The sequence below is a fragment of the Streptomyces inusitatus genome (assembly GCF_014651115.1).
GTDB lineage: Bacteria > Actinomycetota > Actinomycetes > Streptomycetales > Streptomycetaceae > Streptomyces > Streptomyces amakusaensis.
Genome location: NZ_BMWG01000003.1, coordinates 262,338 through 278,489, shown reverse-complemented (window position 1 = coordinate 278,489; position 16,152 = coordinate 262,338). Strand labels below are relative to the sequence as shown.

The following is a 16,152-nucleotide window of genomic DNA, read 5'->3' as shown; positions in this document are numbered from 1 at the left end:
CCGGGTGAGGTTCTGATATTCAAGGTTCGGCGCATTGTTGTATCGAGAATTGACCTGTTTGGTATCGGGCCGCCCGACCCTTGTTCCCGATGAGAGAGGCGGCTGCCACCTGCGGATCCTTGACGCAGGCATGCCCTGTCAGTAGACCCCGCCGCCCGCCGAAGTGTCCAATAACTCAATTCATGATGCCAATAATCTGGCCTATGGGGAAACGCTGGTAAGGGGGTCGGTAAATGCATCGTTGACAAATTCGCGCAATGGTTTGTAGCGTCCGTCCGTCGGTCTGGATTTATCGGCGGCGGTATGGGCCGCGGGGGAAGAGGAAGCATGCGAAGCGGCAGCCACCCGGAAGCCTCGGCCCCCGTCCCGCCCGGAATCCCCGTCCCGCTTGGAACCCCCGCCCTGTACCCGCTGACCGCCTACCAGCGGGACATCTGGGCGGCGGCGGTGCTGCTGCCGGGGGATCCGCAGTTCAACTGCCGGTTGCACGAGAGGCTTGAGGGTGCGGTCGACCGGGATGAGCTGGCTCGCCGGGTTGAGCGGGCGTTCGGTGAGTACGACACGTTTCGGCTGAGGTTCGAGGAGCGGGACGGGGTGGCGCGGCAGTGGGTCGATGAGGGGCCGCTGAGGGTGCGGAGGGTGGATCTCTCGGGGGAGGGGGATCCGGCGGGGGCGGTGGCCGGGTGGCTGGAGAGGGAGATGGCGCGGCCGGTGGTGCTCGGGCGGGGGCCGGTGGTTGAGGCGGCGCTGGTGGTGGAGAGTGCCGGGGTGGTGCATTTGGTCGTCAAGGCGCATCACATCGCGGTGGACGGCTGGACGCTGAATCAGCTCAGCCGGCGGATCTTCGAGGACTACGCGAGTGTTGTCGCCGAGGGTGTGGAGCTTCCGCCCGTCGGGGGTCCGTCCAGTGTCTCGCTGGTGGAGCGGGAGGCCGAGTACAGGTCGGGGCGGCAGGCGGCCGAGGACCGGGAGTTTCACCGGAAGGCCATGGCGGGGGTGGAGCCCGCGCTGTTCGCTCGGAGGGCGCCCAGTGGTGGGCGGCGGATGGTGCGGTACGGCTTCACGGTGGGGCCGGAGCTGATGGATCGTATCGGCGCTCGGTACTCGCCCTTCGCGTATGTGGCCACGGTGCTCGGGGGGTGGCTCGCGAGGGTGCACCGGGTGGATGAGGTGGTGCTGGGGGTGCCGCTGCTCAACCGGCGGTCGTGGGAGGGGGCGCCGCTCGGGCAGCTCGCCAATACGCTGCCGTTACGGGTGCGGGAGGTCCATGGGCGGCCGTTGGAGGAGGCCGTACGGGAAGTGCGTGCCGATGTACGGGAGTTGCAGCGGCATGAGCGGACCTCCTTCGGGGACGTGTTGCGGGATCTCGCGGCGGACGGCTCTCGTACCAGGGAACTCTTCGATGTGACGGTGTCCTATCTGCGGTACGAGCGGCCGAGGCCGCTGGACGGCGTCGAGCGGGAGACGGGTATTACGGCTCCCGGGCGGGATCAGAGCGTTCTCAATGTCTATATAGAGGACTTCAGTGATGTGCCCGGCATGCGGGTGGATCTCGTTCACGCGACGGATGTGTTCGACGAGGATCTGCCGGTTGCCGCCGTCGCGGAGCAGCTCAAGAGGCTGTTGGCGGCGGGGGTGGAGGCGCCGGACCGGCCGCTCGCAAAGACGCCGCTGACGGGCGGGGAGGAGCGGGCGGCCGTGTTGGCGCTCGGGCGGGGGCGGACCGTGCCGGGGCAGGGGCGGCGGACGGTGCATGGGCTCTTCGAGGAGAGCTGTGCCCGGCACGGGGAGCGGACGGCGGTGACGGACGCCGCGACCGGCCGCTCGCTCACCTATGGCGAGCTGGACCGGCGGGCGAATCGTCTGGCGAGGGCCCTGCGGGCGCGGGGGGTGGGGGAGGAGGACCGGGTCGCGGTGGTGATGCGGCGCGGGATCGATCTTCCGGTGGCGCTGTTCGGGGTGCTGAAGGCGGGCGCGGCGTACGTTCCGGTGGACCCGGACTACCCGGCCGAGCGCATCCGGTTCATGCTCGCGGACAGCGGGGCCCGGGTCGTCGTCCATGACGGCACCTATCAAGCGGATGAAACGGGCAGTGCTCGCGCGTACGGCTTCGCCGAGCTGCTCGCCGCCGAGACCCGTACGGACCCCCCGGAGCCGGTCGCCACCCCCGGGCATCTCGCCTATGTCATCTACACCTCCGGCTCGACCGGCCGCCCCAAGGGCGTCATGGTCGAGCACCGCTCGGTGGTCAACCGGCTGGAGTGGACCCAGCGCCTCCATCCCATCGGCGCGGCGGACACCCTGCTCCAGAAGACGCCGATCTCGTTCGACGTATCGGTGTGGGAGCTGTTCTGGTGGGCGGCCGACGGGGCGGCGCTGGTCCTGCTGGAGCCCGGGGGCGAGAAGGATCCGCGCACTCTGCTGCGGACGGTCGGCGAACACCGTGTGAGCGTCCTCCACTTCGTCCCCTCGATGCTCGGCCCCTTCCTGGACCTGCTGGAGGGGGACCCCTCACGGCTCGGGGAGGCCGCGTCCCTGCGGTATGTCTTCTGCAGCGGCGAAGCGCTCCCGCCCGACCGCGTCGACCAGTTCCACCGGGTCTTCGCGCACCGGGTGCCGGCCCCGCCCCGGCTGGTCAATCTGTACGGGCCGACCGAGGCGGCCGTCGATGTCACCTCGTACATCTGCGCGGCCGAACCGGACGGCCGTCCCGTCCGACGGGTCCCGATCGGACGGCCGGTGGACAACACGGCGCTGTACATCCTGGACGAGTACGGACATCCGCAGCCGCCCGGCCTCCCCGGCGAGCTGTACATCGGCGGGGTGCAGGTGGCGCGCGGCTATCTCGGCCGGCCCGAACTCACCGAGGAGAGATTCGTCCCCGACCCCTTCACCCCGGGCGGGCGGCTCTACCGCACCGGGGATCTCGCCCGGCTGCTCGCCGACGGGAACATCGAATACCTGGGCCGCCTCGACGGACAGGTCAAGGTGCGCGGCAACCGGGTCGAGACCGGAGAGGTCGCCGCCGCGCTCGCCGCCCTGCCCGGTGTCCGGGACGCGGTCGTCGTCGGCGGTCCGTCGCCGTCCGGCGGCACCCGTCTGATCGGCTATTACGCGGCGGGCGAGGCCGACGGCCCGCCCGAGGCGGAGATCCGGGCGGCCCTGCGTGACGCGCTGCCGGAGTACATGGTTCCCTCGCTGCTGCTGCGGATCGACCGGCTCCCCCTGACGCCCAGCGGCAAGACCGACCTCCGCGCGCTGCCCGCCCCGGAGACCGCGCCGCGCGCCGTCGGCGGCGACGGCGGGGAGGGGGAGGCGCCCCGTACGGAGACGGAGAAGGCACTCGCCGAGATCTGGGCCGAGGTGCTCAAAGGAGAAGGAGAGGGATCCGGCGGGGTCGGGGTCGGGGTCCACGACGACTACTACGCGCTGGGCGGGGACTCGATCCTCATGCTCACCGTCCGCGCCCGCGCCGAGCGGCGCGGACTCCGCTTCGAACTCGCGGACCTGGTGCGCCACCCCACCGTCGCGGAGCTGGCCCGCCACACCGTCCCGGTCCCGGACGGCGGCGGGGAGGAAGCCGAACTTGCCCCCTTCGCGCTGGTGTCGCGGGTCGACCGGGCCGCGCTCGAAGGCGCGGAGGATGCCATTCCGCTCACTCGGCTCCAGCTCGGACTGATCTACCACAGCCGTGGCGAGCGCCACTCCGCCCTGTACAAGGACGTGTTCCGCTACACCCTCGCCATCCGCTGGGACGAGGACGCCTTCCGCGCCGCCGCCGAGCGGCTGACCGCCCGCCATCCCGCCCTGCGCTCCACCTTCGACCTGGGCAGTCACTCCGAACCGCTCCAGATCGTCCACCCGGCCGCCGCTGCCGCCGTACCGCTCGACGTCGTCGATCTGCGCCCGCTCCCCGGGACCGACGCCGGGGCCGGGGCCGACGCCGACGCCGACGCCGAGGCCGAGATCCTGCGCCACGCCGAGGAGCGGAGCCGCCACGCGTACGACATGGAGCGCGGCCCGCTGCACCACCTGCGGGTGTATCTCCGGGACCGGGACCGGGGTCAGGACCAGGACCAGGATCAGGATCAGGACCAGGACACCGTCGAACTGCTGCTGAGCTTCCACCACGCGCTGCTCGACGGCGGCAGTGTGGCGAATCTGCTGCGGGAGCTGCTCCAGGAGTACGCCCACGGCATCGGCCTGGACATCGGTCCGGTGTCCGAGGCCCCGCCCCCGTCGGCCGCCCACCACGTCCGCGCCGAACGGCGCGCGCTCGAATCCGGCCGGAGCGGGGAGTACTGGCGGGAGGTCCTGCGCGGAGCCGGGGCGGACGCCGTCGAGGGGATGCGCCGGCACACCGCCCCCGGCGAAGAGGAGCAGTTCGTACGCGATGTCGAGCTGCCCGCCGAACTCGTGGCCCGGGTCCGGCGGACCGCCGCCGAGCAGTCGGTGCCGGTGAAGTCGGTGCTGCTCGCCGCGCACAGCCTCACCCTGGCGATGTTCACCGGCGCGGAGGACGTCGTCACCGGACTGATCACCCATGGCAGGCCGGAGCGGGCCGGGGGCGAACGCGCCGTCGGACTCTTCCTCAACACCGTTCCGCTGCGGGTGCGGACCGCGGGGAAACCGTGGTCGGCGGTGATCCGGGAGGTGTCCCGGCTGGAGCGCGAGGGCTACCCCCACCGGCGCTACCCGCTCAGCGCGATCCAGGAGGACCACGGCGCTCCGGTCTTCGAGCACGCCTTCAACTATGTGCGCTTCCACCAGCTCGGGCCGGTGCTGGAGCTGCCCGGAGTGCGGCTGCTGGACTTCCGCACCTGGGAGCGGACGAACTTCTCGCTGCTGGTCAACGCGGTCAGCGACCCCGTCGGCGACGGAATACGGCTGCGCCTCGACTTCGACGGACGGATCTTCAGCGCCGGTCAGGCCGATCTGCTGGCCCGCACCTGGGCCGCGATCCTCGACCGGATGTGCGAACGGCCGGACGAGGAGGTCGGGTTCGGCTTCCTCGCCCCGGCTCCGACCCGTGCCGAGGTCTCCCCGGACGCGGATCTTCCGGTCACCGCGCGCTTCCTGGCACAGGCCGCCCGTACCCCGGCCGCCCTCCCGTTGCCCTGGGGCGGGGAGTGCGGGCCCTACCGGCGGCAGGCCGCCCCCGCCCGGGCGGTGGCGGCGCGGCTGCCGGCGGCCGGGATCCGGCCCGGCGACCGCGTCGGCATCGCCATGGACCGCTCGCCCGAGACGATCGCCGTGGTCGTCGGCACCCTTCTCGCGGGGGCCGCGGTCCTTCCGCTGGACCCCGGCTATCCGGCGGCCCGGCTCGCGGCGATGATCGCGCAGGCACGCCCGCCGCGCGTCATAGCCTCCGCCCGCCACGCCGCCCTGGTCCCGGACCCGGCCCTGCTGCTCTCCGCCGAAACGCTCACGGAATCGGTCACGGAATCGGTCACGGAATCGGTCGCGGGCTCCCTTCGAGGGGACGCCGAGGCCCCCTCGCCCGCCTCCACCGCGTATGTCCTCTTCACCTCCGGCTCCACCGGCGTCCCCAAGGGCGTCGCCGTGCCGCACCGCTCGCTGGCCAATCTGATCGGTTGGCAGAACCGGATGCCCACCGGGGCCGTCGGCGAACCGACCCTTCAGTACGCGCCGCTCAGCTTCGACGTCTCCTTCCAGGAGATCTTCTCCACCCTCTGCGGCGGCGGCACCCTGGTCCTCGTCGGCGACGAGGGCCGCCACGACATGGCCGCCCTGCTCCGGCTGATAGACGAGGAGGGCGTCGTCCGGATCTTCCTGCCGTACGTGGCGCTCCAGCAGCTCGCCGAGGCCGCCGACGCGCTGGGCATCGCCCCGCGCGCGCTGCGGGTGCTGATCTCCTCCGGCGAGCAGCTCCGTGTCACCGAGCAGATACGCCGCTTCGCCGCCGCGCTCCCGGGCGCGATCCTGGAGAACCAGTACGGGCCGACCGAGTCGCACGTCGTCGCCGTCTTCACCATGACCGGACCGCCGGCCGCCTTCCCGTCCCTGCCGCCCATCGGCCGCCCGATCGGCGGGGCCGAGCTCCATGTGCTGGACGCGCGGCTGCGGCCCGTGCCGCCCGGGGCGCGCGGCGAGCTGTACATCGGCGGGGTCTGTCTGGCGCGGGGGTACGAGAACCGGCCCGGCCTCACCGCCGAGCGCTTCGTCCCCCACCCGTTCGGGGACGGAGCCGGACACGGACACGGACACGGGCACGGACACGGACACGGTTCGGAGCGGGCTCCGTACGGGGTGCTGTACCGCACCGGCGATCTCGGCCTCGTCCTCCCGGACGGCGACATCGTCTGCGTCGGCCGCGCCGACTCGCAGGTGAAGGTGCGCGGCCACCGGGTGGAACCCGCCGAGGCCGAGGCCGCCGTCATCGGCTTCGGCGAGCTGCGGCCCGGCATCAGGGAGGTCGCCGTGGTGCCCCGGCGCGGCCCCGGCGGCGACACCGCGCTCGCCGCCTTCCTCGTCGGCTCGCCGGACTTGGTCCCCCTGGAAGACCTCCGCAAGCATCTGCGCTCGGTGCTCCCCGCGCATCTGGTCCCCGGCCATTTCGCCTGGCTGCCGCGCCTGCCGCTGCTGCCCAGCGGCAAACGGGACGACGCGGAGCTGAGCCGCCTGCCGCTGCGCCCCGAGACCGGAACCCAGGCCGAGGCCGAGGCCGAGTACCGGACCTTCCGGGACGGCTACGAGGCCTCCCTCGTGGAGACCCTCGCCGAACTGCTGGAGCTGCCGCCCTCGGCCGTCGGGGTCCACGACGACGTCTTCGACCTCGGGGCCACCTCGCTGACGGCGATGCGACTGGTGGTGATCATCGAGCAGCGGTACGGCATCACCGTCCCGCTCTCGGAGTTCATCACCCGCCCGACCGTCGCCGGTCTCGCGGAGCGGCTCCGCTCCACCGGCGCCGCGCCCGCCTTCGACCCCCTCGTACCGCTGCGCCGCGAGGGCTCGGGAGCGCCCGTCTTCCTGGTGCACCCCATGGGCGGCAATGTGCTCTGCTACGTACCGCTCGCCCGGCAGCTCCCGCCCGGACGGCCGCTGTACGCGCTCCAGGCGGCGGGCGCGGACCCCGGGACCGAGCCGCGGCGGTCGGTGTCCGAGCTGGCCGCCTACTATCTGGCCGCGGTGCGCCGGGTGCGGCCGAAGGGCCCGTACTCGATCGCGGGCTGGTCCTTCGGCGGGTTCGTGGCCTTCGAGATGGCACTCCAGCTCACCCGCGCGGGCGAGACCGTCGAAGATCTCCTGCTGCTCGACACCACCGCGCTGAACCCCGGCCACCGCCTCCGCCACGAGGAGGACGCCCTGCTGGGCTGGTTCTTCTGGGAGCTGCTGTCGCTGAAGCGCGGCGGCGAGTCCCCGTTGGAGACGATCCCCGGGGAACTGACGACACTCGACGAGAAGTTCGACTTCATCGCGCGGTTCGCCGCCGAGACCGGGGTGCTCCCCGAGGGCAGCTCCGGCGCGGTCGTCCGCAGGCTCTTCCGCGTGTACGAGGCGAACTGGAACTCCGCCCTCGACTACCGCCCGCACGAGGCCCGCCAGGACCTCACCCTGATCCGCGCCGAGGAGCCGCTGCCCCGCGTACTGCTGGACATGCACACGGCGGGCGGCAGCAGGCACGAGGACCCGGCCAACGGGTGGCGGGCCATGACCGCGGGCCGGGTGCGGGTCGTCCCGGTGCCCGGGGACCATCTCTCGCTCATGGAGCACCCCCATGTCGTCACCACCGCGCGGACCGTGGCCGGTCTGCTGCGGAGCGGTCCCGGTCCCGGCCCGCAGGAAGACCTCCCCCTTCCCGATATCGAGCAGTGACGGAGCTGACGGCATGGCGAGCGGCAGGGCGAATTCGGTTCGGCGGACAGAGGTCGCCGTCGTGGGAGCGGGCATCGGCGGACTGACCGCCGCCGTCGCGCTGCGCCGCCTCGGCGTCGGCGTACGGATCTACGAGCGCGCCACGGAGCTGCGGGCGGCGGGCTCGGCGCTGTCGGTGATGGGCAACGCGATCAGCGCGCTGCGGTCGCTCGACATCGATCTCGGTCTGGAGAAGCGCGGACAGGTCATCGAGACCTTCTCGATCCGCGACACCCGGGGCGAGGTCATCCGCGACCTCCCGATCCGGGCGGTCACCGAGCGGCTGGGCGTGCCCTCCGTGTGCGTCACGCGCGCCGATCTCCAGGAAGCGCTGCTGGAGGGGATCGGAGATGTGCCGCTGACGCTCGGGGCGGCGCTCTCCGCCTACGAGGTCGGCGAGGCGGGCGTCACCCTGCGCTTCGAGGACGGGAGCGAGGCGAGGGCCGACGCGGTGATCGGGGCGGACGGCTTCAACTCGGCCGTCCGCGGACAGCTCGCGGGCCCGGAGGAGTCCCGGGACGGCGGCTACATCTGCTGGCTCGCCGTCGTGCCGTTCGAGCACCCCGCGCTGCGCCCGGGGTATGTGGGGCACTACTGGGGGACCGGCCGCCGCTTCGGCCTCGTCGACGTCGGGCACGGCCGCTACTACTGGTGGGGTACGAAGAACATGCCGGCCGCCCGTTCGTACGGCTGGGACGGCGGCAGGGACGAGATCGCCGACACCTACGCGGGCTGGGCGGACGAGGTGACGGAGATCATCCGTGCCACCCCGGCGGAGGCCGTGCTCGCCGTGCCCTCGCGGGACCGCGCCTTCCTGGAGCGCTGGGGCGAGGGCCCGGTGACCCTGCTCGGCGACGCCGCCCACCCGATGCTGACCAGCCTGGGGCAGGGCTCCGCGATGGCTGTCGAGGACGCGGTGGCCCTCGCCCGCCGGCTGGCCGCCGCGCCGGGCGATCCCGCCGCCGCCTTCCGGGCGTACGAGGACGAACGGCGCGAGCGCACCCGGGAGATGGTCGCCGCTTCCCGCGCCGTCAGCGAGCTGGAGCAGCTGGCGGACCCCGGGGAGTGCGCGTTGCGCGACGAACGGCTCCGGCTGACGGGCGAGGAGGAGTTGGAGCGGCAGCAGGAGGCGGCGCTGCGCTGGCCCGGGTGAGCCCCCGGCGGGCCCGGGGCCGGGCCGGGGCCCGGTGGTCTCAGCTCCAGGTGCGCCCCTGGTCGAGCAGCCTCTTGTGGGCCTCGGACACCTCGGGGTGGGCGATGTCCCCCTCCCGGACGGCCAGATAGGTGGTGACGATCGGCGGTACGGCGGGTTCGAGGAGGTTCACCAGAGTGCCCCGGGCGATGTCGTCGGCGCACAGATGGGCGGGGACGACGGTGATGCCGACCGAGGCCCTGACGGCCGCGAGCACCGCCCGGTGGTCGGGCAGCACCACCTCGGGGGTCCGGGAGGCAGGGGTGTGGAAGACGGACCACCAGTAGTGGTCGATGAGCGGGAGGGACTCGGCGAAGGCGACGAGCGGGTGGCCGTCCAGAGCCTCCAGAGCCTCCAGGACCTGCGGGACCTGCGGGGCTTGCGGGGCCTCCAGGGCCAGGAGGTCCCCGGGAAGGGCGCGCGCGATCCCGGGGGCGGCGACGAGGCTGCACTCCTCGTCGTACAGCGGCCGGGCGGAGACGCCCTTCAGCCGGGGACGGGTCCGTACGACGGCGATGTCCAGCTCCCCGGAGACCAGTTGGGACAGGAGCGTGTCGGAGAGGGCGAGGGTGGTGCGGAGCTGGATCCGGTCCATGAGCATGTCGGCGAGCGCGGGCAGTATCCGGTCGCTGATCAGATCGCTGGGCGCGCCCAGCCGCAGCGGGCGGCGCGGATCGCCGGTGCCGAAGTGGCGCTTCAGCACGGAGTCGAGGGCGTTCACCGGCCCTTCGGCGTCGCGCGCGAGCAGATCGGCGGCCGGTGTGGGTTCGGAGCCGGTGGCGTGACGGACGAAGAGCCTTACCCCGGCGCGCTGTTCCAGCCCCCGTATCTGCTGGGTGACGGCGGGCTGCGAGATGTGCAGCCGGTGGGCCGCCTTGCCGAAGGAACCCGCCCGGTAGACCTCGATGAAGGTGCGGAGCCAGGCCGGGTTCAGTGACGCGATGTCCTCCCGGTCCGCCGTGTTCTCTTTCTCTTTTCCCGGTGTGCGAGACGGGGGCATACAAGGCTCCATGAGTTCGGCCGAGCGAGTGGGGGGATGGGGGCGGGGCGGACGCCGGGGAATGCGGCACCCGCCCCGCCGCCCAGGTGGGGCGTCATCTCCCACAGGAGCATGCGACGTTGCGGCGATCTCGAAACAATATTCGACTCGGGTTATCGCGCGTGCGGTGAATTGTGGCTTCGTAAGGTATTCGGCGTTTATCGCGCAATCCCGTGATGCGCCGAAGCCGTGAATGTGCAGGGGCCGGTCTTGACGGGTCCAAGGCCCCCGCATAGCGTCGCCGGGTCGAGCTGGGGCGGACGGGGTACGAGGAGTGGCCGGGGTGCGGACGGACGGAGTGCTCACAGGGCCCGGGGCGCCCTTCGCCGTGGTGCGGGGCGAGGACGGGAGCCCGCGGTACGCCGACGGGCCCCGCACGCTGGTCGAGTTCGTGGAGCCCGTCTGGGCCTTCGGGGACCGGGTCTTCCTCATCGGGGAGAGCGCCTCCTACACCTACCGCGAGTTCTTCGCCGCCGCCTGCGCGCTGGCCCGGCGGTTCGCCGAGGTGTACGGACTGCGGCCCGGCGACCGGGCCGGGATCGCGATGCGGAATCACCCCGAGTGGCAGATCGCCTTCTGGGGAGCGCAGCTGGCCGGGCTGATCGCCGTACCGCTCAACGCCTGGTGGACCGAGGCGGAATTGACGTACGCCCTCGACGACTGCGCCCCCGCCGTGCTGCTGGTGGACGGGGAGCGGCTCTCGGCGGTCGACGGCTGGCGGCGCGGGAGCGGGGCGCGGGCCGTGGTCTTCGATGGTGAGCAGGACGGGCGGGACGGCTGGGGCACAGGGGTCGAGTGGTACGAGGACTTCGAGGCCCCCGACCCGTACGGCGCGCCGCCCGCCGTCGAGATCCGGCCCGAGGACGACGCCACCATCGTCTACACCTCCGGCACCACCGGGCGGCCCAAGGGAGCCGTCGCCACCCAGCTCGCCATGGCCGGGGCCGCCACCCACCCCCGCTACCACGCGGCCGCCGCCGCCCTCGCGCGCGGAACGCTCCCGGGGATGGGGCCCGCCCCCGTGACGCTGATGACGTACCCCTTCTTCCATGTCGCCGCGTTCACCGCGCTCTGCTCGGCGATGGCCGTCGGCGGCACCCTCGTACTGCTGCGGAAGTGGGACGCCGAACGCGCCCTCGCGCTCATCGCCGAACACGGCGTCACCCACTACGCGGGGGTGCCCGCCACCGCGCTCGGGCTGCTGGCCGCCGCCGAGCGCCACGGCTCCCCGCTGACCACGCTCACCCATCTCGCCACCGGCGGGGCCCCGGCCCCCGGCGACCTCGTGGCGCGGCTCACCGCCCGCCACGGGCGGCGGATCGAGCCCCGCAACGGCTACGGCCTCACCGAGACCGGCGGAGGCGTCCTCGCGAACTTCGGCGACGAGTGCCGCCAGGAGCCCGCCTGCGTGGGGCGGCCCGCGCCCGCCGTCGAGACGAGGATCGCCGGGCCCGACGGGCGGGAGCTGCCCGAGGGCGAGGTCGGAGAGCTGTGGCTGCGCGGGCAGTCGCTCGTACGCGGCTACTGGCGCGACGAGCGGGCCACCGCCGAGGCGTTCCGGGACGGCTGGTTCCGGACCGGTGATCTCGCCGTGGCGCGGGACGGCGGGCGGATCACCGTCGTCGACCGGATCACCGACATGGTGATCCGGGGCGGCGAGAACGTGTACTGCGCCGAGGTCGAGTCCGCCCTCCACGAGCACCCGGAGGTCGAGGACGCGGCCGTGTTCGGGGTTCCGGATCCCGTGCTGGGGGAGCAGGTCGTCGCCGTGGTGCGGCTGCGGGCCGGGGCGGCGGCGGAGGTGTCCGGGGAGGCGCTCAGACGGTACGCGGGGCTCCGGCTGGCCGCCTTCAAGGTGCCCGCCCGGGTGGCGCTGGGGGAGGTGCCGAGGAGCCCTACGGGCAAGGCGCTCAAGCGGGAGCTGCGGGAGGCGTTCCTCGCGGAGCACGGGGTCGACGGCCTCAGGAGCGGCGGGTGACCCGGACCGTGTAGCCGCCGCCGCGCTCCTTCCGGACCACCGAGATCTTGATTCCGTTCTTCTTGTCGGTGAAGGACTGACCGGGCTGGTAGGGCGCGTCCGAGAGTTCCGCGTGCACATTGGGACGGCGGGTGCAGCCGCCGCTGTCCCGCTCGCTGTCGGCGACCGTGACCGGGCCCTGCCCGGTGTCCACATCGCCGTGCACCCGGTAGATCAGCACCCCCGGCCGGCAGATGGCCTCGTCGTTGCCCGCGCGGGTGCGCACCTCGACGGCGTATCCGGAGTCCGGGGTCAGCGGGACGATCGTCATCTTCGCGCCGCCCGGGGCGGCGAGCGGGGTCAGCGTGTATTCGGCGGTGCCGGGGGCGGACGCGCAGCCGAGCTGGGCCGAGTCCAGCCAGCCGAGCTTCCACTTGTGCCAGCCCAGCAGATCGTTGTTGGCCCCCCAGTCCTCGGACATGATGTCCCAGTGGCCGACCGCGCCCCCGCCCTCGGAGGTGTAGAGGTCGGGCAGTCCGAAGACATGGCCGTTCTCGTGCGGCAGCACCCGGAACCCGGTCTCGGCGTACGAGCCGGAGCCGTCGTCCTGGCGGCTGTAGACGAACGACGTGTTGGCGAGCGGGACGCCGTCGGCGATCGGGGCCTCCGCGTTGCCCGAGAAGGTCACGGAGAGCACGGTGTCCAGGGCCGAGGGCCCGGCGTTGGGTGTGACGAGCACATTGACCAGGTCGTACGCGCTGAAGTCCACCTTCGAGTCGGCGACCGTGACCAGGTCCTCGACGAGTTTGCGATAGCCGGGCTCATACGGTGAGCCGCGCTCGATCCCGTACTCCTCGAACGACAGCGGCATCCGCAGCCACTCGGTGACCGGCGCGTGCGGGCGGTAGTCGAGACGGCCGTACGAGCTGGTCCTGAACCAGTCCGAGGTCTGCGGGAAGAACTCGGCCAGCCGGTCCAGCGCCTTCCCCTCGCCCTCCGCGTCCGAGAAGTCGATCATCAGATTGAGGGCGCGGACCTCGCCCGTGGAGCGGGTGTAGCCGGGCGGGGTCGGTATGCCCTCCGACATCTGGATGTCCCGGGCGGCGGGGATACGACAGGACCCGAGCCCGGTGGCGTCGGCCAGGGCCACCGGCCCGGCCGAGGGGACGGGGGCGGGCGGGCCGCCGCCGGCCGTGGTCAGGGCCGCGAGCGACAGCGCGGTGAGAACGGCCGCGAAGCCTATTCGACGGCCCCTGCCCGACCCGGCCGCCCGGCGGCCGGACCCGTTGGCCCCGCTGACCCGGCCCGACCCGTCCGCGCGGCGGGCCCGGCGTATCCGGTGGCGTATGCGGGCCATACAACCGCCTCGGGTCCTCGACAGCAGGCCGGCCCTGACTGCGCTCTGTGGATCAGCCTGTGACGGGCGGCCGGACGGCGCGCGCGGGGTGGGCCGTACGAGGGATCGAGGGTGTATCGGGGGTGTACGGGCAGGGCCCAAGTGAGAGTGACGCGGGTCACGGAGCGGAGGGGAAATAACCGGGGAGGCGCTCCCCGTTTGCACCCGTGTCATGGAGAACCGGGGAACTGCTCCCCGTTTGAAGATCGGGAGAGCCGTGGAGAGGGAGGGGACGGAGCGATGAGGCCCGTCGGGACCGGGACACAGGGCGGGGAGTGCGCGCGCAGCGCCCCCGCCGGATGCGACGGCGCGGACGCGCGCCCCGTGCCCAGGCCCAGGGCGGACGCCCTGCGGAACCGGGAGCGGATCGTGGCGGCCGCGCGCGAGATGTTCGTGGAGTTCGGTTCGGCCGTCCCGCTGGACGAGATCGCCCGGCGCGCGGGCATCGGCAATGCCACGCTCTACCGTCACTTCGCCGACCGCCCCACCCTGATCCACGAGGTCGTCCTCTCCGTGGTCTCGCGCATCGCGGACCGCGCGGACGAGGCGGCGGCCGAGGAGGACGACCCCTTCGACGCGCTGCGCCGCTTCGTCCACGCGGCGTCCGCCGAGCGCATCGGCGCGCTCTGCCCGGTGCTCTCCGGAGCCTTCGACGTGGGCCGCCCCGAGCTGGACGCCGGGCGCGCCCGCATGGAGCGCACCGTGCGGGAGCTGATCGAGCGGGCCCAGGCGGCGGGCCGGATGCGCACCGACGTCGCCGTCGGGGACGTACTGGTCGCCATCGCCCAGCTCACCCGGCCGCTGCCGCACACCGGCTGTCCGGACATGGGGGATTTCATCCACCGCCATCTGGAGATCTTCCTGGACGGTCTCCAGGCCCCCGCCCGCTCACAGCTGACCGGCCGGGCGGCCACCATCGAGGATCTGCGAGCCCCCATGGCCCACTGACACCGAGCGGCAGAGAACCAGGGCGGGGCCTGAACCGGACCCTGAGACGGGCCTTCAACCCGAAACGGGCCCTCAGCCCGAACTGAACGACTTCAGCCGGACCTGAACCGGGCCGGTGAGCGACGCGGCGAGCGGTGCCGCGCTTTCACATCTTTTTGATCGATTCGCACCAAGAGGTGGCTACTCCCATGCCAAAAACATCCGGAACCTCCCTCCCTGATTCAGGATCCGCCGATCCGAATCGGTGGAAGGCGCTGGTCTTCATCGCCCTCGCCCAGCTGATGGTGGTGCTGGACGCGACGATCGTGAACATCGCGCTCCCCACCGCCCAGCAGGACCTGGGGATATCCGACGGAAACCGGCAGTGGGTCATCACCGCCTACGCCCTGGCCTTCGGCGGTCTGCTGCTCTTCGGCGGCCGCATCGCCGACCTGTGGGGACGCAGGCGCACCTTCATCGTCGGCCTGATCGGCTTCGCGGCCGCCTCCGCGCTCGGCGGCGCGGCCACCGGCGAGGCCATGATGCTGGGGGCGCGCGGCCTTCAGGGCGCGTTCGGCGCGCTGCTCGCGCCCGCCGCGCTCTCCCTGCTCGCGGTGATGTTCACCGACGCCAAGGAGCGCGCCAAGGCGTTCGGCATCTACGGCGCGATCGCCGGAGGCGGCGGCGCGGTCGGCCTGATCCTCGGCGGCTTCCTCACCGAGTATCTGAACTGGCGCTGGACCTTCTACGTCAACATCCCCTTCGCGATCGTCGCGGCCGTCGGCGCGTACCTCGTCATCCGGGAGCCGGAGAGCGCCCGCAACCGCTCCTCGCTCGACATCCCGGGCGTCGTCCTGTCCACGCTGGGTCTGGTGGCGCTGGTCTACGGCTTCACCCGCGCCGAGCACTCGGGGTGGACGGACGGTCTGACGGTGGGCGTGTTCGTCGCCTCCGTCGTGCTGCTGGCCGCCTTCGTCATCACCGAGGCGAAGGTCAAGGCCCCGCTGCTGCCGCTGCGCGTGCTCACCGAGCGCAATCGCGGCGGTGTCTATCTCTCGCTGGGTCTCGCCGTCATCGCGATGTTCGGGCTCTTCCTCTTCCTGACCTTCTACCTCCAGATCGTCCGGGGGTACTCGCCGGTCAAGACCGGTTTCGCCTTTATGCCGATGATCGTCGGCATGATCGTGGGATCGACCCAGATCGGCACCAGGCTGATGACCCGGGTGCCGCCCCGGATGCTGATGGCGCCCGGCTTCCTGGCCGCCGCGGCGGGCATGCTGATGCTGACCCAGCTCGATCTGAACAGCTCCTACGCCGGTCTGATCATGCCCGCGCAGCTGCTGCTGGGCCTCGGCATGGGCACGGCGTTCATGCCCGCGATGTCGCTGGCCACCTATGGGGTGGACCCGGCCGACTCCGGTGTCGCCTCCGCGATGGTCAACACCTCCCAGCAGGTCGGCGGCGCGATCGGCACGGCGCTGCTGAACACGATCGCCGCCTCGGCGACCACCTCGTACATCTCCGACCGGGCCGCCGGCGCGGCGGACCCGAAGCTGCTTGAGCTTCAGGGCATGGTGCACGGCTTCACCTCCGCCATCTGGTGGGCGGTCGGGATCCTGGTGATCTCGGCGGGCATCGCCTTCGCGCTCATCACCAGCGGCCGGCCGGACACCCGCCCGGCCGGGGGCTCCGCCGACGGGGCCGAGGACGAGATCAGGATCCCGGTCGTCGCGCACTGAGCGCACTGACGGCCGGATCGGAGA

The 16,152-nt window shown here is 72.4% G+C and carries 7 protein-coding genes; 5 read left to right on the top strand and 2 right to left on the bottom strand.

All coding sequences use genetic code 11. The features are described 5' to 3' along the window. Window positions 1-327: 327 nt before the first annotated feature. Window positions 328-7,839 (top strand): non-ribosomal peptide synthetase, encoded by a 7,512-nt coding sequence (locus IE247_RS08750; protein WP_190122381.1) that lies wholly within the window; start codon window positions 328-330, stop codon window positions 7,837-7,839. Then, on the top strand, window positions 7,826-9,031 hold the full coding sequence (locus IE247_RS08745) for an FAD-dependent monooxygenase (RefSeq protein WP_373305532.1): 1,206 nt from the start codon (window positions 7,826-7,828) through the stop codon (window positions 9,029-9,031). The genes IE247_RS08750 and IE247_RS08745 overlap by 14 nt, the downstream gene beginning before the upstream one ends. Window positions 9,032-9,071: 40 nt before the next feature. Here IE247_RS08745 and IE247_RS08740 read toward each other — a convergent pair whose 3' ends face one another. After that, window positions 9,072-10,070, bottom strand: a complete 999-nt coding sequence (locus IE247_RS08740) for a LysR family transcriptional regulator (RefSeq protein WP_190122379.1) — start codon at window positions 10,068-10,070, stop codon at window positions 9,072-9,074. Window positions 10,071-10,383: 313 nt separating this feature from the next. Here IE247_RS08740 and IE247_RS08735 point away from each other — a divergent pair, with 313 nt between their 5' ends. Next, entirely contained in the window at window positions 10,384-12,087 is a 1,704-nt protein-coding gene (locus IE247_RS08735) for a class I adenylate-forming enzyme family protein (RefSeq protein ID WP_190122378.1), read from the top strand. Here IE247_RS08735 and IE247_RS08730 read toward each other — a convergent pair. Beyond that, window positions 12,071-13,423, bottom strand: a complete 1,353-nt coding sequence (locus IE247_RS08730; protein WP_229868882.1) for a M6 family metalloprotease domain-containing protein — start codon at window positions 13,421-13,423, stop codon at window positions 12,071-12,073. The genes IE247_RS08735 and IE247_RS08730 overlap by 17 nt on opposite strands. A 279-nt stretch (window positions 13,424-13,702) precedes the next feature. Here IE247_RS08730 and IE247_RS08725 point away from each other — a divergent pair, with 279 nt between their 5' ends. Continuing rightward, entirely contained in the window at window positions 13,703-14,410 is a 708-nt protein-coding gene (locus tag IE247_RS08725; RefSeq protein ID WP_190122376.1) for a TetR/AcrR family transcriptional regulator, read from the top strand. A gap of 188 nt (window positions 14,411-14,598) precedes the next feature. Further along, complete coding sequence (locus IE247_RS08720) at window positions 14,599-16,128, top strand: MFS transporter (protein ID WP_190122375.1); 1,530 nt, start codon at window positions 14,599-14,601, stop codon at window positions 16,126-16,128. Window positions 16,129-16,152: the final 24 nt, after the last annotated feature.